We start from the raw sequence: 20869 nt of genomic DNA, 5'->3' as shown, positions 1-20869 counted from the left end.
GCAGCGAAAGGCCCGTCACTGAGTGTCTGTCTTGATCTCTCCGGCGGCGATCTTGGCGCTGATCGCTTTCACTTCAGCGCGGATGTCTTCCGGCACCGAGACTGGGCCGTCATCGCGGAAGGTGAAGGAGATGACCTTCGGGTCCTTCAGCCCGAAGACGACGTTTTGCGTGGGCGGGCTGCCGTCGTGAATAGAGCGCACAACTTCCACCACGCCCTGCGCATAATCGGCGACGTAGAGGCCGAGAATGTTGTTGGGCGCAACTTCGGTAAAGTCGCTGAAGATCGAGAAAGAGCGCACGTCCGGCCCGGATTCCGAAATCGCCTGGTAGCCGCCGACGGTGGCTCCCGAGGCGTTCGGCACGACGAAATCGGCACCCTGCGAGATCATGCTAAGCGCGGCCTCCTTGGCGGCCGTCGTATCGGTGAAGTTACCGATATAGGCCTCGCTGATCGGGAAGTCCGGGTTCACACTCCTGGCGCCGTTTTTAAAGCCGGCGAAGGCCTGCTGGATCGGTGGGATCTCCATGCCGCCGACGAGGCCCGCTTTTTGGCCCATCTTCGCGGCGATGACGCCCATAAGGTAGAAGGGCTGGCTCGTATCGGTGTTGAGGCCGATGACATTGCCTTCATGGATACTGCTCGACGAGATCAGGAAATAGGTGTCCGGATAATCGAGTGCGACTTCGAGTGCTGCGTCCTGGAATTCAAATCCGTGGCCCAGGATTACCTTGTAGCCCTGGCTCGCGTAGTCGCGAAAGGCCTTTTCGAAGGATGCCGGATTCTGTTGCAACTCGACATAGCTGATCTTGGCGCCGAGCTGGTCTTCAACGCCCTTCAGCGCATTGTAGCCGATCCGGTTCCATCCCTCTTCCGAAACGCTACCGGGCACGAGAAGGCCCATCTTGAAGTCTTCGGCATGCGCAATGTCCGGCCGGATCATTCCGGCGAGGGCCAATCCGAAAATGGACGCAAGCAGCGAGCGACGTGAAAATGCAGTTTTCTTCATTTCATTCCTCCCATTAGATTGTCGTTTCAATCCCCCCGGAGTCGCCGATCGGTTATGCGTCCTCCCTCAAGCGGCTGTTTTCGACGCGCATGAGCGCGGTCGTCGTTTCTGAGACGAGGCGTCCCCTTGAGAAGACAAAGGCCTGATCCGGCCCGCCGGCAATCAGCGTGTCGGTGTCGAGGCAATCTGTGACCACGAAGTCGGCCCGGGCGCCTGCGCGCAGCCCATAGTCCTTGCCTAGCCCCATCAGATGGGCTGGCGCCGTGGTGATCATGCGGTGGGCCGCGGCAAGCTCGTCGCCGCGCAGGTGCCCCGCAAGCAGCGTCCAGCGGGCGATTTCGAGCATGTCGCCCGAGCCGGTCGGCACGAACGGATCCTGGATATTGTCCGAGGCCGTGGCGATTGTGATGCCGGCGCGATGCAGTTCGGCGACCCGGGTCAGCCCGCGCGGCGGCAGCATCTCGTAATCACGCCCCTGCAGGTAGAGGTTTGCGGCCGGAAGGGTAACGACACCGACGTCGAGGGCAAGGATGCGCTCGACGATGCTTTCGAATTTCCGGCGAGGCAGGGCGCTCAAGACCGAGACATGGCTGAACACGGTGCGTCCTTGCATGCCGAAGCGCTCCACCCGGTCGAGGGCGGCATCAATGAGGTGGACACTGGCGTTGAGGTGCTCGTCGAGATGCAGATCAACCGGCTTGCCCGCCTTGACGGCGGCCGAAAACAGGATGTCGAGATAACGTGGCGGGTCCTCGGAAACGGCCGGCGTTCCGCCGACGGCATCGGCGAGCGCCACCGCGCCGTCGATGTTTTGGCCCAGCCAGTCGAAGTCCTGGCCCGGGTGCGGCGTCATGAACGCAACGAGCTGGAGGGTGATGCGGTCTTTCGCGCCATCGCGGATGCCCGCCAGCGTCTCGATGCCGTCGAAACCGGCATCCTTGTCGACGTTGATATGGCTGCGAATGGCCGTCGTGCCGCGGGACAGGCATCGCTCAACCGTGCGCGTTGCCCGCTTGTGAATGTCGTCGGGACCAGCGGTGCGAGCATACTTGGCAAAAGCCTCGCGGGCGCCCTGGAGCGTTCCTGATGGATTGGGCGTGAACCGCAGCACGCCGGTCTTGTCGAGATGCTGGTGCGCATCGACGAAGCCCGGCGAAACCAGCATGCCGCTGATGTCGACGCAGGCGCTGCAAGAGATCGTGTTGAGAAAGGGTTCGACGACAACGAACCGCCCGTCGGCGCCCACGATGATGTCGCTGATCGATTGCGTGCCATCGTCATGGATGATGGTGCCGCCAGTGAGCGCAAAGGACTGACCGGCGGCCAGGTTTGCGAGCGACGCAATTGAATTGTCCCGTGCCATTCGTCCCCACCTTTTTGTTGTGAGGCGAAACTAAACACGCACCGTTAATTTAAACAAATTCATTATTTCAATGTTTTAATGAATAATTCGTAACAATTGGGGGCGCCTTGCCCGTTCGCTTCGCGGTCGGGGTCGCACGCCCACCTATCCAGGCCAAGACGTGCGACGTCCGATGTTCAATGTCGATATTGCGGTTCTTCCGCGTTCAGCTGTCGACGGATGGCGGCGAGATGCGCACGCGCGGAGGCGGCATCTCCCTCCCGTATCTGCCGATAAGCGGCTTCAGCGATTGCCGGATCGACGGGGCAGACCGTGCGGCCCGTGGACATCGCAAGGACCTGCACTTGCGCCGCCCGTTCGAGGTAGTAAAGGTCATCCCAGGCCTCGGCGATGGTAGGTGCGAGCACCAGCACGCCGTGATGTTTCATGAACAGGATGTCCGCATCGCCCAATGTTCCGGCAATGCGAGCGCCTTCGCGGTGATCGAGCGCAAGGCCGTTGTAATTTTCGTCGACGACGGTGCGGCCATAAAACTTCAATGCCGTCTGACCCGCCCAGATCAGCGGCGGACCGTCCGTCATCGACAGAGCCGTCGCATAGGGCATGTGCGTGTGGAAGACGACCTTGGCCCGCGGCAGGCGCCGGTGGATCTCGGCGTGGATGTAGAAGGCCGTAGCCTCCGGCTCGCCTTCACCCTCGACGACGGTACCGTTGAGATCGCAGACCAAGAGCTTCGAGGCGGTCAGCTCGCGGAAGGCGTAGCCATAGGGATTGACGATGAAGAGATCGTCGTGCCCCGGCACAACTGCGGAAAAGTGGTTGCAGATGCCTTCCTCAAAGCCATTGCGCGCCGCCATGCGGAAACAGGCGGCGAGCTCTTCCCTGGCGGTTCGGATGGTGTCTGTGGAAAGGTCGGGGCGGTTCGGTCGGCCGGAGGCCTCAGAATGGTCGGCACGGTCTTTCAGGGAGTGGGCCATGGGTGCTCCTGATCTGGTGTGGCTGGGAGCGGCGGCTGGCCGAGATGCGATGGTGCGTCGGACGCCGCGCGCAGAAAAAGACTACAAAGTCCTCTGCGCCCTGCCTGCCCGCGCAATGCGCAGTCCAGCAGCGATACCAGATAGCGCTGAATATTTCGTCCGGTCAACCACGGTACTTGTGCAGCGCCGGATGATGAATTGCTGCGTACTGCAATGGATTTGGTTAAAGCATGTCGCGCAAAAGCGCGCAGCGGTTTTGCGATCATGACATGCGCAAAAACAAGAGCTTAAAGCGCGGAAAGCGAATCTGAAAGATCGCGACGCGCTTTAGTGCACGGCCTTCAGAAGGAAGTCGCGGAAGCGTCGGGCGGCAGGCGAGAGCGAGCGGGCCTGTTTCTGGATGAGGCTGACCTCGCGCCGGATGAGTGGTTCGGTCGGCGTGCGCACGATCAGCCCCATCGATGTCGCCAGCCGCACGACCGCCGAGGTCATGATCGCGACGCCGAGGCCGGCTTCGACCATGCCGATAATGGTCAACGGCAGCGCCACCTCCTGCATCGCCTTGTCGAGCGGCAGCACGATTCCGTTGCGCGCCAACTCACTTTCCAGACGGTCGCGAATGGGGTTGCCGCGTTGCGGGCCAATCAGCTTGCGCTCAGCAAGGTCGGTCCAGCGAAGCTCCGGGCGTTTCACCAGAGCATCTTCACAATGCAGCACCACCAGGAATTCGTCAGTCGTCAGCCGGGTGCCGACCAGGTCGGTGTCTTCCTCGGGCACCGTGCCGACGCCGAGGTCGGCAGTTCCGTTGGCGACATAGTCCAGTACCGCCTTTTCGGCAACGTCATGCAGGGCGACGGTGATTTCGGGGTAGAGCTTGTTGAAGGCATTGATCAGCGGGGGCAGCAGCAGCGCGGCCTGCACGGTACCCGCCGCAATCGAGACCTTGCCCCGTCGAAGCGCGTTCAGCTCCCGCGAGCTTTCCACCATGCCCTCGATGTCCGCCACGGCGCGCGACGCGACCGGCAGGATGTCGATGCCGGCCTGGGTGAGGCGCAGGAGACGGGTATGTCGGTCGAAGAGGCGGAGATTGAGATTGGTTTCCAATTGCCGCACCAACGTGCTGACGGCCGACTGTGATGAGCCAAGCTTGTCGGCGGCCAGCGTGAACTGCCCGAGATTGGCCACCGTGACGAAAGCCCGAAGCTGCTTCAGCGTAATGTCCATGCCGCATTCATTCAGTTACTAGATGAATAAATATAATTATGCCGATTGTTTGCTGATTTGGCCAGCCGCATGATCCTCCTCGTACGGCGTGCGGTGACATAACCACGAGGCCACGAAGCCCCACCGCGCCGGAAGCTATTCGCTGGGAGGAAAGCGAATGTCCAATCCTGCAACGACGGATCCCGTCGAAAAGATGTATCCGATCCCGAGCCTTTTTGCTCTGGGCCTGCAACACGTTCTCGTCATGTATGCCGGCGCAGTTGCCGTGCCGCTCATCATCGGCAGCGCCTTGCATCTGCCGAAGGAACAGATCGCCATGCTGGTCAGCGCAGACCTGTTCTGTTGCGGTCTGGTGACCATCATCCAGGCTGTCGGCATCGGCAATGTCGGCATTCGCCTGCCGATCATGATGGGCATCGCTTTTACCGCGGTTCCCTCGATCATCGCGACGGGCACCAACCCGGAGCTTGGGATGCCCGGCGTCATCGGCGCCGTGATTGGATCCGGCGTCTTCACGCTTCTGGCAGCACCCTATTTCGGTCGATGGGTGCGGTTCTTCCCGCCGATCGTCACCGGAACGGTCATGCTGATCATCGGGCTGTCGCTGATGCGCGTCGGCGTGAACTGGGCGGCCGGCGGGCAGCCGATGATCAAGGGGCCGGACGGAATGATCCCCAACCCGGCCTACGGGGCGCCTTTCGCGCTAGCCGTCGCAACGATCGTGCTCGTCGCGATCCTGCTCATGACGCGGTATCTCAAGGGCTTCCTGTCCAATCTCGCCGTGCTGCTCGGCATCGGCGTCGGTTTCGCCATCGCGATTGCCGCCGGCAAGGTCAGCTTCAGCGGTGTGGGGGATGCCGATTGGGTCCGGATCATTCATCCGCTCGCATTCGGCTGGCCAATATTCGAGTTCTGGTCGATCTTCTCGCTCTGTGCGGTCATGACGGTGATGATGGTCGAATCGACCGGGCAGATCCTTGCGGTCGGCGACATGACGGGCCGCAAGATTTCCCAGGCGGATCTGGCGCGCGGCCTGAGGACAGATGGTGTCGGCAACATCATCGGCGGCATCCTCAACACCTTCACCTATACGACCTACGCGCAGAATGTCGGCTTGTTGCAGATCACCGGCGTCATGAGCCGCTGGGTGGTGGCGACGGGCGGCGTCATCCTGATCCTGCTCGGCTCGCTGCCCAAGGTCGCCTTCATCAGCGCATCCATCCCGAGTTATGTGGTGGGCGGTGCGGCTATCGTGATGTTCGGCATGGTTTCGGCCACCGGCGTCAAGATCCTGAGCAAGGTGGATTTCACCAACAACCGGCGCAATCTCTATATCGTGGCGGTCAGCGTCGGTCTCGCCATGGTGCCCGTGGTCGCCGACAAGATCTTCGACCAGCTGCCGCAGGCGCTCGAAAAGTTCCTGCATAGCGGTGTTCTCGTCGGCACCTTTGCCGCGGCACTTCTCAACATCCTCTTCAACGGCATTCCCGCCAAGGAGCCGGAGGAGCCTGAACTTAAGAACGCTGCGCCCGACGCGATTTGAAGAGCACCCGACACATGTCCGGCGGCATCGCGTCGCCGGAACCCCGCCGGAACCCCGAACGAAGGGAAATCCCATGAGACGCTTTGAATACCATCGGGCGGAAACGCTGGAGCATGCCGCTCGTCTACTCACCGAGCTCGGCGACGACAGCTTTTTGTTCGCCGGCGGTACGGACCTTCTGGTTGAGATCAGGGAGAGGCTGCGGCGCGTGCGCAATGTCGTCGATATCAAGCAAATCCCCGGCCTTTCCGAAATCACCTATGACGAAACGCGGGGCCTGACCTTCGGCGCGCTGGTGACGGTCGGTCGCCTCGAGCGTCTGCCGTTGGTGGGCGCGCGCTATCCGAACCTTAGGGCCGCGTTCGCTTCGCTGGGCTCCATCCAGGTGCGCAACCGCGCCACTGTTGTCGGCAATATCTGTCGCGCCTCACCCTCGGCAGATACGATTCCGCCGCTAATCGCCGACGGGGCCTTCGTGCACATCTACAGCCGCACGAACATGCGCGTGATCCCGCTTTCGGAATTTTTTACTGGCCCTGGCAAGAGCGTGCTCGCCAAGGGCGAGATCGTCACCGGCATTACCGTGCCGCCGGCGCTCGAAAACAGCGGCAAGGCCTATCTGAAACACGGCCGCCGAAAAGCGATGGAGCTCTCCACGGTCGGCGTCGCCGTCAGCCTGACCATGGAGGATGGCGTGTGCAACGACATCCGCATCGCGCTTGGTGCCGTGGGTGCAACGGTACTGCGTGCGCGACAGGCCGAAAGCGTGCTGCGCGGCACGGCGCTCGACGCTGCAACAGTCAAGAGTGCCGCCGCGAAGGCGATGGAGGAGTGCACGCCGATCAGCAATGTGCGCGCCAGCGCCGATTACCGCCGCGACATGGTCGGCGTGCTGACCGGCCGCGCCATCAAACAGGCATTGGAGGCTTTCGCATGAAACGGATCGTCGAACTCACCATCAACGGCGAGCCGCGCGACATGGCGGTTGATCCCTGCCGCTCGCTCCTGGACGCGCTTCGCGACGACGTCGGTCTCACCGGCACCAAGAAGGGCTGCGACGTCGGCGACTGTGGCGCCTGCACCGTGCTCGTAGACGGCGAGCCGGTCAACGCCTGCTTGATGCTTGCCGTCGAAGCGGAGGGCCGCGCGATCGAGACGGTCGAGGGGCTTCAGCCGGGCGTCGATACGCTGCATCCCCTGCAGGATGCCTTCATGCGGCACGGAGCCTCGCAATGCGGCTTCTGCACACCGGGCATCCTGATGATGGCCAAGAAGCTGCTCGACGACAATCCGCGGCCCACCGACGAAGACATACGCTTCGGGCTCAGCGGCAATATCTGCCGCTGCACCGGCTACACCAAGATTTTCGACGCGATCAAATCCGCCGCGCGCGAGATGGAGGCAGCAAGATCATGAACATGACGACCCCAATCGAAAAGCGCGACTTCAAAATCGTCGGCAAGAGTGTTCGCCGCGACGACGTGCTCGAAAAAGTGACGGGCGAGGCGCAGTATACCGGCGACGTCAAACTGCCCGGCATGCTGCACGGCAAGATCAAGCGTGCGGCAATCGCCCATGCCCGCATCAAGAGCCTCGATATCAGCAAGGCGCTCGCCTATCCCGGTGTCAAGGCGGTGTTGACGCATGAGACCGTGCCGCGCGTTCTGCATTACGGCTCGCCACATCCCCGTTCAGCCTCCTGCACCAAGGACCAGTATATCCTCGACGACCGTGTGCGCTTCTGGGGCGAGGGCGTCGCCGCCGTGGCCGCGATCAGCGAGGAGATCGCCGACGAGGCGCTGGACCTGATCGAAGTCGAATACGAGCCGTTGCCGGCGGTGTTCGAGCCAGAGGAGGCCGCAAAGCCTGGCGCGCCACTGATCCACGAGGTCGGGCCTGGCGGTAACCTGGTGCTCGATCCGGTGCGCGTCAGCCGCGGCGATGTGGAAGCCGGTTTTGCCGAGGCGGATTTCGTGCTCGAAGGCGTCTTTTCCGGCGGGCGACCACATCCGGCCTACATGGAGCCCAATGTCTGCATTGCCGACTGGGACGGTTCGAACAAGCTCACCTTCTGGACCTCGACGCAGACCTCGTTCATGGTGCGCGGCATTCTTGCCGAAGTCCTCGGCCTGCCGCTCACCAAGGTGCGCGTCATCGTCGACCATATGGGCGGCGGCTTCGGCGCCAAGCAGGACCTCTTCCAGCACGAATTCCTCTGCGCGCTGCTCGCCAAGGAAACGCGTAGGCCGGTGAAGATGGAATTTACCCGGCACGAGACCTTCGTTGCCGGCCGCGCCCGCCATCCCTGCAAGATCTGGCTGAAACAGGGTTTCCGTAACGACGGCACCATCGTCGCGCGCGACATGAAGCTCGTCTACGACTCCGGCGCCTACGGCTCGCACGGGCCGGGAGTGACGATCGTCGGCACCACTGCTGCCACCTCGCTCTATCGCTGCGAGAATGTGCGGCTGGAGGGACGTTGCGTCTACACCAACACGCCGATCAACGGCGCCTTCCGCGGCTATGGCGTTGTGCAGAGCTATTATGCGCTCGACATCCAGATGGACGAGGCGGCCGAGCGTCTGGGCCTGGACCCGGCCGAGCTGAAGCTGAGAAACGCGGTGCGTGCGGGCGACATTGCGCCCTCCGGCCACCCGATCATCGGCCACGGGCTGGAAATGTGCATCAAGCACGGCGTCGACGTGGTCGACTGGAAAGCATTGCGCAATCGCGACCGCACGCCGGACCCGAAGCGCCCGCACATCCGCAAGGGCTGGGGCATCGGTTGCGAGATGCACGGGTCGTCTGCATACCCGGGCATCAAGGAACAGGGCAATGCCACCGTGAAGGTCAACGAGGACGGGACCGTGACCCTCCTGACCGGCGCTGCAGGCCTTGGCACCGGTGCCCATACCGCGCTGGCACAGATTGTCGCGGAGGAACTTGGCGTGCGCTTCGAGGATGTCGGCATCATCCACGGCGATACCGACGTGGTGCCGTGGGATATCGGCGCGTTTGCCAGTCACACGACCTATCTCGTCGGCACAGCTGCGAAGATGGCCGCCAGCAAGGTCCGCGCTGCTGTTCTGGAGCGGGCGGCAATGAAGCTGCAGGTTTTGCCCGCCGACGTCGATCTCAGTGAAGGAAAGGTCTTCCTGATCACGGATCCCACCAGCGTTATGACAGTGGCCGAGGCGATGGGTCCCTCGCGCGGCATTCCTGCAGCCAATATCGTTGCAAACGGTACCTATGAGCCGACCAAATCCTACTCCTTCGCCGCGCATTTCACCGAAGTGGACGTGGATACCGATACTGGCATCGTCGAGGTCAAACGTGTCGTGCCGGTGCATGACGTCGGTCGCGTCATCCACCCCATCGCCGCGCAAGGTCAGATCGAGGGCGGCATCCAGCAGGGTATCGGCCATACGCTCACTGAGGACTACGTGATCGACAAGACGACCGGCCGGTCCCTTAACGCCGGCCTCGTCGACTACAAGATGCCGCTGTCGATGGACATGCCGGAGATCGAGACGATCATCCTCGAGGCGGCCCCTGATCCGGGCGGCCCGTGGGGGGCAAAGGGCGTCGGCGAGGACCCGATCATCGCGATCGGTCCGGCCATCGCCAACGCCATCCATGACGCCATCGGCGTTCGCTTCCGCCACTATCCGATCACTCCGGAAGACATTCTGAAAGCCTTGAGGGAGAAGGGCGCATGAACATCCATATCGAAGCTGCGAACCAGCAGAAGCTCCCGATCACGATCCTGACAGGGTTCCTGGGATCGGGAAAGACGACGCTGCTCAACTACATCCTCACCGAACGGCACGGCCACCGCATCGCGGTGATCGAGAACGAATTCGGCGAGGTGGACGTCGACAGCGACCTGGTGCTTGCCTCGGACGAGGAAATTTTCCAGATGCAGAACGGCTGCATCTGCTGCTTCGTCGACGTGCGCAACGACCTGATCGACGTGATGAAGAAGCTCCTCAGCCACAAGGACAAGTTCGACCACATCATCGTCGAAACCTCCGGACTTGCTGATCCGACGCCTGTGGCCACCGCCTTCTTCGTTGACCGCACCGTCGCCGACGAGGTGGAGCTGGATGCGGTGGTGACGCTGGTGGATGCTAAACATATCGACCAGCACCTCTACGATCCGGTGCTGGACGGCAGCGACAACCAGGCGGTCAACCAGATTGTCGCGGCCGATCGGATCATCGTCAACAAGATCGACCTTGCCGGCGAAGAGGCGCTTGGTTCGCTGGAGGGCTCGCTGCGCAAGCTCAACCAGACGGCGCCGATCCTGCGGTCGAGCTACGGCGTCGTCGAACTCTCCAACATCCTCGGCATCAACGGCTTCCGGCCGTCCTATGTGCGCGACCGTGCGGAAATCCTCGACATCGACCTGGACGAAGACCACGACGCGCATCACCACATCCACGCGGACTGCCACGATCCAGCCTGCGACCACCCCGACCATGACCACCTCGACCATGACCACCACCACCATGATCATGGCCATGCGCACGAGCCCGTTCGCCGCCCGCACCAGCACGACGCGACGGTGAAATCCCATTCCTTCGTCTATCCGGACCCCTTCGACCGCGAAAAGCTTGCGACCTTTCTGAAGGGCTATCTCGGTGCGCTCGGCGACGACATCTTCCGCACCAAGGGCATCGTTTCGGTCGCCGATGATGATCGCTTCTTCGTCCTCCAGGCGGTGCACAAGCTGGTCGATTTCCGCCCGGACCACGCATGGGGCGAGGACAAGCGGAAGTCGAAATTCGTCTTCATCGGCCGCAATCTCGACCGTGACGGCATAGACAGAAACTTGCGTGCATGCCTGGCGACCTAGCGGCACTTCTCCCGCCGCGAACACCGCTTGCGCAAGTCCCTCTGTCTGAACCGCCCGCGCGCCCTCCAGCGCGCGGGCGGTCGCTGCCATTGTCGGCAAAAAAGCGTTTAAAAACAATATGTTAGATAGATTTTTTTATTGACATAGAGCCCGTCCCGTGGTTTCCTCGACAGCGAGTAGAAGCACCGACAATTGCTCACCGTCTGTTGGAAGATGAGGCCGCGATGTCGATGCTCACGAAGAATGGAATACCCGTTGGTTGCAGCCGCCCTGCGGCATCCGCACCAGCTTTCCTTCCCCGTCATCGGCATTTCCTGAGATCGCGGATCCACGCCCGCTTCGGCCGGCCTGGTTCACTGCGCGGCCCCGCATCGACCGGACCCTCTACGACAGGAGAACGCAATGATAATTGACCTAAGCTGCTACCCCACCGACCTGGTGGACCTGGCTTGGCGCCACGACGGGGCGCCGTTCACCGGTGAGCGGCTGCTGCAGATGATGGACGGCCCCTATTACGTCAACGGCAAGCCGCGCCGTATCGACAAGGCCTTCATCCAGCCGCCGCAGGGCAACACCATTTATACCCACGAGGTCATGGACCTGGAAGGCAAGGCCGCCATCCGCCAGTACATGGCCTATACGGAAAAGATGGTGACGGAGCATCCCGACCGTTTCCTCGGCTGCTTCGTCTACAACCCGCGCTACGGCACGGCAAATGGTGCCGAAGAGATCGAACGCTACGCCAAGGAGTTCGATTTCAAGATGGTGCAGCTCCAGGCGAACATGCACGCCTACCGCCCGGACCGCGCGCTCGACTGGTTACGGCCGGCCATGAAGAAATGCGCCGATCTCGGCCTGATGGTGAAGGTGCACACCGGCGACGGTCCCTATTCGATCCCCACGGAGTTCTACCCGATCATCCGTGAGTTCCCGGAAGTGAACTTCATCCTGGCGCATTTTGGCGTGCAGACGGGCGGCGTCTATGTGTTCGAGCCGATGCAGATGGCGCTCGACACGCCGAGCGTCTACGTGGAATCCGGCTGGTGCCTTCAGTCGCGTATCGTCGAATTCGCCAAGGTCCTGCCCAAGCACAAGATCCTCTTCGGCTCCGACACACCGCCGAACGAGCCGGGCATGTGGATCAACCTTCTGGAAGTGCTGTGCCACGAGCCGCCGCAGGGCCTCAACCTCGATGAGGATACGCTCGAAGATTATCTCGGCAACAACGTCGCCCGGATGATCGGGCTGGAAGCGACGAAACCACCGGCCACCGTCGAGGAAGCCGAGGCGTATCTGCGCCAGCACGGCGTAGCACTTGCCGCGTAAATTTGAACGGAGTGAACAATGATCATCGATACCCATCTTCACCCGACCAACCTCGTCGACGAGGCGTGGCGTCACACGGGCGAGCCCTTCACTGGCGAGCGCATGCTCAAGCTGATGGACGGCCCCTATATGATCAACGGCAAGCCGCGCCGGATCGACATGGGCTTCATCCAGCCGCCGCCGGGTAATACCGGCTACCGCGACGGCAACCGCAAGGGCCGCGACGGCATTCGCGACTACATGGCCTATTGCGCCGAGCTTTGCCAGAAATACCCGGACCGCTTCATCGGCAACTTCAACTACAACCCGCGCTGGGGACCCGAAAACGGCGCGGCGGAGCTGGAATTCCATGTCAAGGAATACGGCTTCAAGATGCTGAAGCTGCACGCCAACATGCACGGCTATCGTCCCGACCGCGCGCTCGATTGGCTGCGTCCAGCAATGAAGAAGTGCGCCGAACTCGGCGTGGTCGTGCTGATCCACACCGGCGACGGGCCCTATACGATCCCCACGATGTTCTACCCGATCATCCGCGAATTCCCGATGGTCAACTTCATCATCGGCCATTTCGGAATTCAGACGGGCGGCAACTATTCGTTCGAATCGTTCTGGATGGCCATGGACACGCCCAATGTCTATTGCGAATCCGGCTGGTGCTTCCAGTCGCGCATCGTCGAGTTTGCCCAGCAACTGCCGAAGAACAAGATTGTCTTCGGGACGGACAGCCCACCGAACGATCCGGGCATGTGGCTGCGCGAACTCGAGGTGCTTTGCAAGGACCCGCCGCACGGCATCAACCTCTCCGAGGACGATCTGGAAGGCTATCTCGGCAACAATATCGCAAAGCTCGTCGGCATCGACCCATCGCCGCCGCCGCGCGACCTGAGGGACGCCCAAGCGCGCCTGAAGGACAGTTATGCCGGTGTCGATCGCGCCACCGGCCGGCATCTGGAATTCGCCTGATTTGACGACAGCGGCGCCCTTTGGGCGCCGCCACCCATCCGCAGCATCGAGGCCGAGACATGACCAAGTATCACAAGCAAGACGTCCGCCGTTTCCTGGCCGACTACCGGGAAGAACATGGCCAGGACGTCATCACCATCGACCGGCCCGTCTCGGACGATCAGGACGTGACCGCGCTGATCTGGACCCTTGCCAACAAGGGCCAGCATCCGATGCTGCACCTCACGAATGTCAGCGGCATCGGAGCTGAGGTGCTCTCGAACATCTTCGCCTCGCGTGACCGCATCGCCCGTCTTCTGGGCTCGACCGCCGACGCCCTGCATGAAGCCTATCAGGCGCGCGCCAACCGGCCGTTCACGCCGGAGCTTCTGGAAAGTGGCCCGGTCACTGACGAGATCATTTCAGGTGATGCCGTCGATCTCCACGCGCTGCCCATGCTCAAGCACTTCGACACGGACCGCGCGAAATACATCACCAGCGGTATCATCATCGGCGAGCATCCCAAGACCGGTGCCGGCAATCTCAGCTATCACCGCGCGATGATCCATTCGAGGAATTCGCTCGCGACCTCGCTGCATTCACGCGGTCATCTCTGGCGGTTGATGAATATGGCGAAGGAGAGGGGCGAGCCCATGCCGGTCGCCATGGTGATCGGCGGCCATCCGCTCTTCATGCTCGCCGCCTCCGCCCGCCTTGCCTTTGGCGAGGATGAGCGGGATGTGGCCGGCGGTCTGATGGGCGAACCCCTGCAGGTGGTCCGCACGCCGAAATATGGAATCCGCGTTCCCGCCCATGCCGAAATCGTGCTGGAGGGTGTGCTGGATCCGGAAGCCCATGTGGAAGAGGGGCCGTTCGGCGAATTCACCGGCTATTCCTCCGACCGCTCGACGAACAATCTCTTCACCGTCGAAACCATTATGCGTCGGCGTGATGCCATCCTCATCAGCGTTGCGGGCGGCAATTCCGCCGAACACCTCAATCTCGGCCGTGTGCCGCGTGAGGCGGAAGTGGTGGAAAAGCTGAGGGCTCGCTTCCCTTCGATCACGGCAGTGCATTACCCGTCCTCTGGCACTCATTTCCACGCCTATATCGCGATGAACCAGATGCGCGAGGGTGAGGCCCGACAGGTGATGCTCGGCCTCCTCGGCTGGGACCAGTATCTGAAGACTGTCGTCGTCGTGGATGCGGATGTAGACATCACCCGCGACAGCGAGGTGCTCTGGGCGCTCGCCACCCATTTCCAGCCCCACAAGGACGTCGTCATCATCGAGGGCCTGCCGGGCAATGCGCTCGATCCCTCGGCAAGCGGCATTGGCACGACCTCGCGCATGGGCCTCGATGCCACGCGCGGGCCGAATTTCCACGGCGTGCGCGCCCGCATCAGCGACGAGGCATCCGCCCGTGCTGCGGCGCTCCTCGAAAGTGTGGGGTAGGCGATGACGACGCGGCCCAGACGTATGATCGTCGGTATTTCGGGCGCTTCCGGCGTGGTCTACGGCAAGCGCATCCTCGAAGTGCTGCGCGACCTCGACATCGAAACGCACCTGATCATGTCGCGTGCGGCCTGCATCACGCTTGCGGCCGAGGCGGATTTTTCGAAGCAGGATCTCGAGGCGCTCGCCACGACCACCCATTCCAACAAGGATATCGGAGCCGTCTGTTCCTCCGGCTCCTACAAGACGCTCGGCATGATCGTCGCGCCCTGTTCGGTAAAGACGCTGGCAGAGATCGCGACCGGCACGACCGACAACCTGCTCTCGCGCGCCGCCGACGTGGTGCTGAAGGAGCGCCGCCGCCTCGTGCTGATGCTGCGCGAGACGCCGCTCCATCTCGGCCACATCCGTAACATGGCGCAGGTCACGGAGATGGGCGGTATCATCTATCCGCCGGTGCCGGCCTTCTACGCCAAGCCCCAAAGTCTCGGCGAGATGGTCGACCATACGGTTGGCCGCGTGCTCGACCTCTTCGACCTCGACCCTGGCATCGTACGGCGCTGGCAGGGAACGCAGGCAGGGGCCGAATAGCATGACCGCCCGCATTGCTCCCGACCTGGAACCGATCGCGCAAGTTCCCCGCGCCGCTTTCCTGTCGGACGATGCGATCGACATCCTGCGCTTTGCCGCAAAGTCTCTTGAAGACGGCTACGTTGCCGCCCTGGTTACGCTCGTTCAAATCCACGGCGGTGCGGCCCGCGCTATCGGCGCGCAAATGGCGGTGCGGCAAGACGGCCTCTATTGCGGGTTTGTTTCCGGCGGCTGCACCGAGGCGGCGGTTGCGGCTGAGGCCGTGATCGCCCTGCAAAATGGCACGGACCGAAATCTCCGGTTCGGCGAAGGTTCGCCCTTCCTCGACATCGTGCTGCCCTGCGGCGGTGGCATCACGCTCGCGATCCACGTCATCCGCGATGCAGCCGTTCTGCTCCGGACACTTGCGGCCTTACAGCAGCGCACGCCCGTTCGCCTGCGCTACCATCCCCGCCAACGGACGCTCGTCTTCGAGCCGGGCGAGGGGGCGACCGGTTGGCAAGGGGATTGCTTCGTGCGCGCCTACCGCCCACGGCAGAGGCTTCTCGTCGCCGGTACGCCGATGGAAGCCGGCGCCGTGGCACGCGTCGCAGCCGCGTCCGGCTACGAGATCATTGCCGCCGAGTGGGGCCGGATGCCTCCGCAGGATCAATTGGACGGGGATACCGCGGTCGCGCTCCTGTTCCACGATATCGACCGGGAATTGGCATTGCTCGAGCGTGCCTTGGCATCGCCGGTCTTCTACATCGGAGCACTCGGAAGCCGGCGCACCCATGCCAAGCGCTGCACGGTCCTACGGCAGCGCGGTTACGGTGAGGCCGACCTTGCCCGCATCATGGCTCCAATCGGAATCTTCGACAAGGCAAGGGACGCGAATTCGCTTGCCCTTTCGGTCGTTGCAGATGTCGCGAAATCACGCGTTGCGTCCGAGTAGTCAGGGAAATGTCCGGTGCCCCTCCAGGATTGCAATGTACAAACCTACACCGGTGACGCCCCCGACGAAGCTCGCGGCACCAGCGTTGGTGGCGACACAACGCCTGGTTCGTGGTCGTGGTGGCCCAGACGGGCCAGGAGCAGATCGACCGCCCCCGCCGCCACCTGATCGAGATGAAGATTAACCGCCGTGAGGGGCGGGGTGGCCAACTTGGCACGCATGCCGTCATAACGGGTCGCAAGGCGGAGGTCCTGGGGAACCTTGCGTCCGACGGAGCGTGCCGCGTCCAGAACGCCGGTCGCAAAGGCGTCGACCGGCACGCATAGGGCAGAAATGGTGGGGTCCGCCCGCAGGAGAGCTTCGGCGGCCACGGCCGCGGCCTGTTCGCCCCCCCGTTCGTCAACGCGAACGGCAAGGGGTGAGAGGCCGGCTTTCGCCATGCGCTCCGCATAGATGGTTTCCATCTCGATATAGGAATTGCGTCTTTGCACGCCGGTTATCAGCCCGACGCGACCGCCGCCTGCGAGCAGGTGATCGAGCATTAGGTGGGCCGTTGCCCCACTCTGCAGATCCACGAAAGGAAGGTCGTCCCGGCCGGGTGCGCGTCCGATGGACACGACATCGACGCCGCGATCGAAGAAGAAATCCAGCACCGGATCATTGAGTTCCGGCTCGACGACGATGGCGCCATCCACTTCAAGCGCGTCCAGGCTGTCGCTCGGACCCAGCGGAGGGACAAGGCACAGCGCGATGCCGCGCGAAAAGGCTGCGACGGCTGCGGCTGCGGCGATCTCCATCAGGAAACCCAGGCGCGAGGGACCAGCAGCAACCGCGAATGGCATCGATGAGACGAGCGCGATCGATCCGGCCCTTCCGGTTCGCAAGCGTTGCGCACGGTGGTTGGGCCTGTAGCCAATTTCGTGTGCGAGTGCCTCGATGCGCTTGCGTGTTTCCGGCTCAACATAGCGGCGCCCGCTAAACGCGTGCGACACGGTGGTGACAGACACGCCCGCCGCCTTGGCTAGGTCGGCGATAGTAGGTTTTCCCATGATGCCTCCAGTTTGCCCTTCTTAGCATGTCGCCGGCACTCTGCAAATCGATTTGCATTCGACGAATTCCATGGTACGAGTCGCGTCATGCAAAACGATTTGCATGACGGCTTGAGGAGGCCGGGAGGAGGAAATGATGCAAAATGAAATGAATGGAGTGGTCGATCCGGCCGATGAAAGGCTGCCATTGCGCAGCTTGGTCTTGTTTGGCGTTCAGCACGTCCTGGTGATGGCGGCGTCTCCTATCACCGCCGTTTTTCTGGTGAGCAAGGCTCTTGGCTTTTCCGAGGCCGTGACGGTCTCGCTCATCAGCGCAACCTTTTTTGTCTGCGGCCTCGGTTCGATGCTCCAGAGCTTTGGTCCGAAGGGTTTTGGCGCGCGCTTGCCCTTTGTCATGGTACCGGGCGGCGCGTCGATCGCCATCTTCCTGGTGATTGCGCAGCAGACCGATGTCCAGACGGCGGTGGGCGCTGTCATTGTGACGGCCATCTTCTATTTTCTCGCGCTGCCCGTCTTTCGCCGACTTCTGCGCTACTTTCCGCCAATCGTCGTTGGAACGATGCTGCTCTTGGTCTCTGTCAACCTCGTGCGCATCTATGGCGTTACGATCACCGGCAAGCCCGGAACGGAAGGCTTCGCGGCGCCGATCGAGGTTGGTCTGGCCCTGATCACCATCATTCTGACGGTCGTCGCTGCGCGCGTCTTTCGCGGTACGCTTCAGCGGCTTGCCGTCATGCTCGGTCTGGTAGGCGGTTCACTCGTCGCTCTTGCCCTCGGCCATATGGATTTGTCCGGCGTCCTCGTCGGCCCGGTCGTCGCCGTTCCGCAGCTGTTTCCGTTCGGCATGCCGAAGTTCGATCTTATCGCCGCCGTGCCTCTCATCGTCTTCTCGATCATTTCGATGGCGGAGGCGACCGGTCAGACCATCGCCACCGCCGAGATCGTCGGGCGGAGGGGAGATGTGCATGCGATCGTTCCGGCAACCATTCGCGGCGATGCGTTGATGTCTCTCGTCGGCGGCCTGTTCGGCACCTCCTTGATCATCACCAGCGGCGAGAACGTCGGCATCGTGCGCGCCACCAATGTCAAGTCGCGCTACGTAACCGCCATGGCGGGCGCAATTCTCGTCCTGATCGCTCTCGTCGCGCCGGTCGGACGCATGGCCACGGCGTTGCCTGGTGCTGTCGTCGGCGGCACGGCGGTCATCGTCTTCTCGATTATCGGCGTCATCGGGATCGACCTTTTGCGTCGTGTCGATCTGCGCGAACACGGTCCGATGTTCACCCTGGCCTCAGCCCTGTCGATCGGCCTTCTGCCGATCCTGGTGCCGGGCGTCTACAGCCAGTTTCCGCAATGGACGCAGATGGTCCTCGGCAACGGGCTTGCCGCTGGCACCATCACGGCCGTCGTCGTCAACGCCTTCTTTTCCCATTACGGCGCCGGCACTGCGGCATCGGCGCCTTCACTGAAATCCACTGCCCAGGGAGCAAACGAGTGACCGCAATCCGCCAAAAACTGTCGACAACCGATGACCTGCTTCTGCGTCCAGGTTACATCCTGCTGCCGGAAGGGCCACGGGCCGGTATGGCCGTCGTCATACGCGCCGGCAAATTTCACCGGGTCGACACGGCGCAGGCGATAACCAGGGACTATCCGGAGCTCGCGCCGACCGACCTGCCGGGTCATCTGCTGATGCCCGGCTTCGTCGACACCCATACGCACCTGACCCAGTCACTCGGCAAAGCCCTGGTATTCGGGGAGCCGTCCGAGATCTTTCGACGGATCTGGGTGCCGCTGGAAGGCAGTCTGGACGAGCGAATGGTCTATCTCTCTGCCAAGCTCGCCGGACTGGAGTGTCTGCGCGGTGGCTTCACCACCGCCGTCGATGCCGGCACCCGTTCGCAGGGCTATATCGGCGCGCTCGTGCGCGCCGCGCGCGAAGTCGGGCTTCGCAGCGTCGTCGGCTTTATCTGCAATGATCTTGGCGGCGCCGCGCACATCCCTGAACCAGACGTCATCCTGCAACAGGCCGAGGAGCACCTGTCGACCTTTGGCAGTGATCCGCTGATCCATCCCTCTCTGGCGATATCCATTCCGGAAGCCGCCAGCGATGCGATGTTGAAGGCGGTTTCCGACATGGCGGCCGCGGCCGGGGTCGTGTTCCAGACCCATGTCAACGAACATCTCGTTGCCGTGGAACGTTCGCTGGTGGCGAGGGGCCGCCGGCCAATCGAACACCTGGACCACCTGGGGGCCCTCGGCCACCAGGTTCTGCTGGCGCATTCAACGCTCGTCACACCGCATGAACTCAACCTCTTGCGGAAAACCGACACCGCCGTCGCCTACAATCCAGTGGCAAGTCTGTGGAAGGGCAATGCGGTGGCGCCAGCGCTGCATATGGCAGCCCTCGGCATCCGCTTCGGGCTGGGCACCGACGGTACCCGCGCCGACGGGTTTCGGCTCATGGATGCGGCCGAAGGCTTGCAGCGCGCGGGCATTGGCCTTGCTACGGGAGATTCGTCCTGCGGTGGCGGCTCACTCTGGCTGGATCGTGCGACATCCGGTGCTGCGAACGTGGCGGGCCTATCGGCGGTAACCGGTTCGATTGCCGAAGGCCTTGCCGCCGACTTCCTGCTCGTCGATCTCGACCGCCCGGAGTTTACCCCCTCGCACGATCTCATGTGGGAGCTTGTCCGTTACGGCAATCGCGACCAGATCGATGCCGTCTTCACCGGCGGGCGCCTCAGGCTTTGGCAAGGCTGGCCCATCGACTGGGATGCGCGGGCATTGTTGGCGGAGATAAGGGGCGCGGCCGCTGCTGTTATCGCGGCGGCGCCGATCCAGAGAATTCACCCGCTTTCCGAAGCGCATCGCGGTCTTGGGCACTATCAATGAGCATGAGCCTTATCGCCATTCTGGCCATCGTGACGTTCGTCTCCGCGTTCATCCAGGGCGCACTCGGGATCGGCTTTGCCCTGATTGTCGCGCCGGTCGTCGGGATGTTGAAGCCTGAACTGCTTCCAGTGACACTGCTCCTGTTGATGCTGCCGCTCAATCTGCATGTCGCGCTACACGAGCGCGCGCACGTCGACTGGTCGGGCGCGACCTGGATCACCGTTGGCCGGTTTGCTGGAACGTTCGCCGGTCTCTGGTTGCTGGCCGCGCTTTCACTCGACCAGTTGGACCTTGCGGTCGGTATTTTCACGGTGATTGCCGCCGCCGCCGCTCTTGTTGCCCCACCGTTTACGCCGAACAAACCGAGCGCCCTCGGTGTCGGCCTGTTCACGGGCGTCACCGAAACCGCCACTGGCATCGGTGGCCCACCTCTCGCCTTGCTCTACCAACATGCCAAGGCACCGGTCTTGCGCGCAACGGTCGCCTTTTGCTTTCTCGTCGGGGAGGTGATGTCGCTGGTCGTGCTGGCTATCTCCGGACGACTGGGTTTTGAGCAGCTGCTTGCGGCACTCTATCTGACACCCGCGGTACTGCTTGGAAGCGCTGTCTCCAGATTGGCGCATCATCGTATCGGCGGACGTGGTCTTCGCGTTGCCGTTTTGAGTTTTGCCATCGTCAGCGGAGTGTTCCTCATTGTGCGCTGAG

Annotated in this window: 18 protein-coding genes; 13 read left to right on the top strand and 5 right to left on the bottom strand. The window is 62.5% G+C overall.

Features of this window, described 5'->3' with window-relative positions; translation table 11 throughout:
* Positions 1-15: 15 nt before the first annotated feature.
* The 4 genes from ASD52_RS26845 to ASD52_RS26830 all read right to left on the bottom strand — a co-directional run bounded on the left by ASD52_RS26845 (position 16) and on the right by ASD52_RS26830 (position 4572).
* Positions 16-942 (bottom strand): BMP family protein, encoded by a 927-nt coding sequence (locus tag ASD52_RS26845; protein WP_057207318.1) that lies wholly within the window; start codon positions 940-942, stop codon positions 16-18.
* Between the two features lie 118 nt (positions 943-1060).
* On the bottom strand, positions 1061-2371 hold the full coding sequence (locus tag ASD52_RS26840; RefSeq protein ID WP_082571885.1) for an amidohydrolase family protein: 1311 nt from the start codon (positions 2369-2371) through the stop codon (positions 1061-1063).
* A gap of 176 nt (positions 2372-2547) precedes the next feature.
* The gene (locus ASD52_RS26835) at positions 2548-3348 is read right to left on the bottom strand and encodes an aldolase (RefSeq protein ID WP_057225992.1); all 801 of its coding nucleotides are present in this window, start codon (positions 3346-3348) and stop codon (positions 2548-2550) included.
* Positions 3349-3675: 327 nt separating this feature from the next.
* Positions 3676-4572: a LysR substrate-binding domain-containing protein gene (locus ASD52_RS26830; RefSeq protein WP_057225990.1), complete on the bottom strand. Its 897-nt coding sequence runs from the start codon at positions 4570-4572 to the stop codon at positions 3676-3678.
* 157 nt (positions 4573-4729) lie between these two features.
* Here ASD52_RS26830 and ASD52_RS26825 point away from each other — a divergent pair, with 157 nt between their 5' ends.
* The 10 genes from ASD52_RS26825 (at position 4730) to ASD52_RS26780 (ending at position 16220) form a co-directional block, all read left to right on the top strand.
* Entirely contained in the window at positions 4730-6115 is a 1386-nt protein-coding gene (locus ASD52_RS26825) for a nucleobase:cation symporter-2 family protein (RefSeq protein ID WP_025430367.1), read from the top strand.
* A gap of 73 nt (positions 6116-6188) precedes the next feature.
* Positions 6189-7052, top strand: coding sequence for a xanthine dehydrogenase family protein subunit M (locus ASD52_RS26820; protein WP_057216850.1), 864 nt, complete (start codon positions 6189-6191; stop codon positions 7050-7052).
* Positions 7049-7531, top strand: a complete 483-nt coding sequence (locus ASD52_RS26815; protein WP_025430365.1) for a (2Fe-2S)-binding protein — start codon at positions 7049-7051, stop codon at positions 7529-7531. The genes ASD52_RS26820 and ASD52_RS26815 overlap by 4 nt, the downstream gene beginning before the upstream one ends.
* The gene (locus tag ASD52_RS26810; RefSeq protein ID WP_057225988.1) at positions 7528-9834 is read left to right on the top strand and encodes a xanthine dehydrogenase family protein molybdopterin-binding subunit; all 2307 of its coding nucleotides are present in this window, start codon (positions 7528-7530) and stop codon (positions 9832-9834) included. The genes ASD52_RS26815 and ASD52_RS26810 overlap by 4 nt, the downstream gene beginning before the upstream one ends.
* Positions 9831-10973 carry a GTP-binding protein gene (locus ASD52_RS26805; RefSeq protein WP_057225987.1) on the top strand — a complete coding sequence of 381 codons (1143 nt, stop codon included), beginning with the start codon at positions 9831-9833 and terminating at the stop codon, positions 10971-10973. The genes ASD52_RS26810 and ASD52_RS26805 overlap by 4 nt, the downstream gene beginning before the upstream one ends.
* Positions 10974-11375: 402 nt before the next feature.
* Positions 11376-12299, top strand: coding sequence for an amidohydrolase family protein (locus ASD52_RS26800; RefSeq protein ID WP_025430362.1), 924 nt, complete (start codon positions 11376-11378; stop codon positions 12297-12299).
* 18 nt (positions 12300-12317) lie between these two features.
* Positions 12318-13262: an amidohydrolase family protein gene (locus tag ASD52_RS26795; protein ID WP_025430361.1), complete on the top strand. Its 945-nt coding sequence runs from the start codon at positions 12318-12320 to the stop codon at positions 13260-13262.
* 59 nt (positions 13263-13321) lie between these two features.
* Positions 13322-14695: a UbiD family decarboxylase gene (locus tag ASD52_RS26790; protein ID WP_057225985.1), complete on the top strand. Its 1374-nt coding sequence runs from the start codon at positions 13322-13324 to the stop codon at positions 14693-14695.
* Between the two features lie 3 nt (positions 14696-14698).
* The gene (locus tag ASD52_RS26785; RefSeq protein ID WP_057207107.1) at positions 14699-15286 is read left to right on the top strand and encodes a UbiX family flavin prenyltransferase; all 588 of its coding nucleotides are present in this window, start codon (positions 14699-14701) and stop codon (positions 15284-15286) included.
* A 1-nt stretch (position 15287) separates the two neighbouring features.
* Positions 15288-16220: an XdhC family protein gene (locus ASD52_RS26780; protein WP_057225984.1), complete on the top strand. Its 933-nt coding sequence runs from the start codon at positions 15288-15290 to the stop codon at positions 16218-16220.
* 44 nt (positions 16221-16264) lie between these two features.
* Here the strand turns inward: ASD52_RS26780 and ASD52_RS26775 are convergent, their stop codons facing one another.
* Entirely contained in the window at positions 16265-17269 is a 1005-nt protein-coding gene (locus ASD52_RS26775; protein WP_082571884.1) for a LacI family DNA-binding transcriptional regulator, read from the bottom strand.
* Positions 17270-17402: 133 nt separating this feature from the next.
* On the opposite strand from ASD52_RS26775, the gene ASD52_RS26770 reads away from it, so the two are divergent.
* The 3 genes from ASD52_RS26770 to ASD52_RS26760 are packed head-to-tail and all read left to right on the top strand — an operon-like array spanning position 17403 to position 20868.
* Complete coding sequence (locus ASD52_RS26770; RefSeq protein WP_057225980.1) at positions 17403-18767, top strand: uracil-xanthine permease family protein; 1365 nt, start codon at positions 17403-17405, stop codon at positions 18765-18767.
* Complete coding sequence (locus ASD52_RS26765; protein WP_057225978.1) at positions 18764-20164, top strand: amidohydrolase; 1401 nt, start codon at positions 18764-18766, stop codon at positions 20162-20164. Before ASD52_RS26770 ends, ASD52_RS26765 begins: the two co-directional genes overlap by 4 nt.
* Positions 20161-20868, top strand: coding sequence for a sulfite exporter TauE/SafE family protein (locus ASD52_RS26760; RefSeq protein WP_057225976.1), 708 nt, complete (start codon positions 20161-20163; stop codon positions 20866-20868). Before ASD52_RS26765 ends, ASD52_RS26760 begins: the two co-directional genes overlap by 4 nt.
* The last annotated feature ends 1 nt before the right edge of the window (position 20869 follow it).

This window comes from Ensifer sp. Root142, from assembly GCF_001426785.1.
GTDB classification, from domain to species: Bacteria; Pseudomonadota; Alphaproteobacteria; order Rhizobiales; family Rhizobiaceae; genus Ensifer; species Ensifer canadensis.
This window is presented reverse-complemented; position numbering and strand designations above follow the sequence as displayed.

Bases quoted from the DNA above. Each gene is read 5' to 3' on its own strand.
- ASD52_RS26760 (WP_057225976.1), top strand. From the start codon at position 20,161: ATGAGCATGAGCCTTATCGCCATTCTGGCCATCGTGACGTTCGTCTCC.
- ASD52_RS26795 (WP_025430361.1), top strand. From the start codon at position 12,318: ATGATCATCGATACCCATCTTCACCCGACCAACCTCGTCGACGAGGCG.
- ASD52_RS26775 (WP_082571884.1), bottom strand. From the start codon at position 17,269: ATGGGAAAACCTACTATCGCCGACCTAGCCAAGGCGGCGGGCGTGTCT.
- ASD52_RS26845 (WP_057207318.1), bottom strand. From the start codon at position 942: ATGATCCGGCCGGACATTGCGCATGCCGAAGACTTCAAGATGGGCCTT.
- ASD52_RS26790 (WP_057225985.1), top strand. From the start codon at position 13,322: ATGACCAAGTATCACAAGCAAGACGTCCGCCGTTTCCTGGCCGACTAC.
- ASD52_RS26830 (WP_057225990.1), bottom strand. From the start codon at position 4,572: ATGGACATTACGCTGAAGCAGCTTCGGGCTTTCGTCACGGTGGCCAAT.
- ASD52_RS26820 (WP_057216850.1), top strand. From the start codon at position 6,189: ATGAGACGCTTTGAATACCATCGGGCGGAAACGCTGGAGCATGCCGCT.
- ASD52_RS26800 (WP_025430362.1), top strand. From the start codon at position 11,376: ATGATAATTGACCTAAGCTGCTACCCCACCGACCTGGTGGACCTGGCT.
- ASD52_RS26780 (WP_057225984.1), top strand. From the start codon at position 15,288: ATGACCGCCCGCATTGCTCCCGACCTGGAACCGATCGCGCAAGTTCCC.
- ASD52_RS26840 (WP_082571885.1), bottom strand. From the start codon at position 2,371: ATGGCACGGGACAATTCAATTGCGTCGCTCGCAAACCTGGCCGCCGGT.
- ASD52_RS26835 (WP_057225992.1), bottom strand. From the start codon at position 3,348: ATGGCCCACTCCCTGAAAGACCGTGCCGACCATTCTGAGGCCTCCGGC.
- ASD52_RS26825 (WP_025430367.1), top strand. From the start codon at position 4,730: ATGTCCAATCCTGCAACGACGGATCCCGTCGAAAAGATGTATCCGATC.
- ASD52_RS26815 (WP_025430365.1), top strand. From the start codon at position 7,049: ATGAAACGGATCGTCGAACTCACCATCAACGGCGAGCCGCGCGACATG.
- ASD52_RS26805 (WP_057225987.1), top strand. From the start codon at position 9,831: ATGAACATCCATATCGAAGCTGCGAACCAGCAGAAGCTCCCGATCACG.
- ASD52_RS26770 (WP_057225980.1), top strand. From the start codon at position 17,403: ATGATGCAAAATGAAATGAATGGAGTGGTCGATCCGGCCGATGAAAGG.
- ASD52_RS26810 (WP_057225988.1), top strand. From the start codon at position 7,528: ATGAACATGACGACCCCAATCGAAAAGCGCGACTTCAAAATCGTCGGC.
- ASD52_RS26785 (WP_057207107.1), top strand. From the start codon at position 14,699: ATGACGACGCGGCCCAGACGTATGATCGTCGGTATTTCGGGCGCTTCC.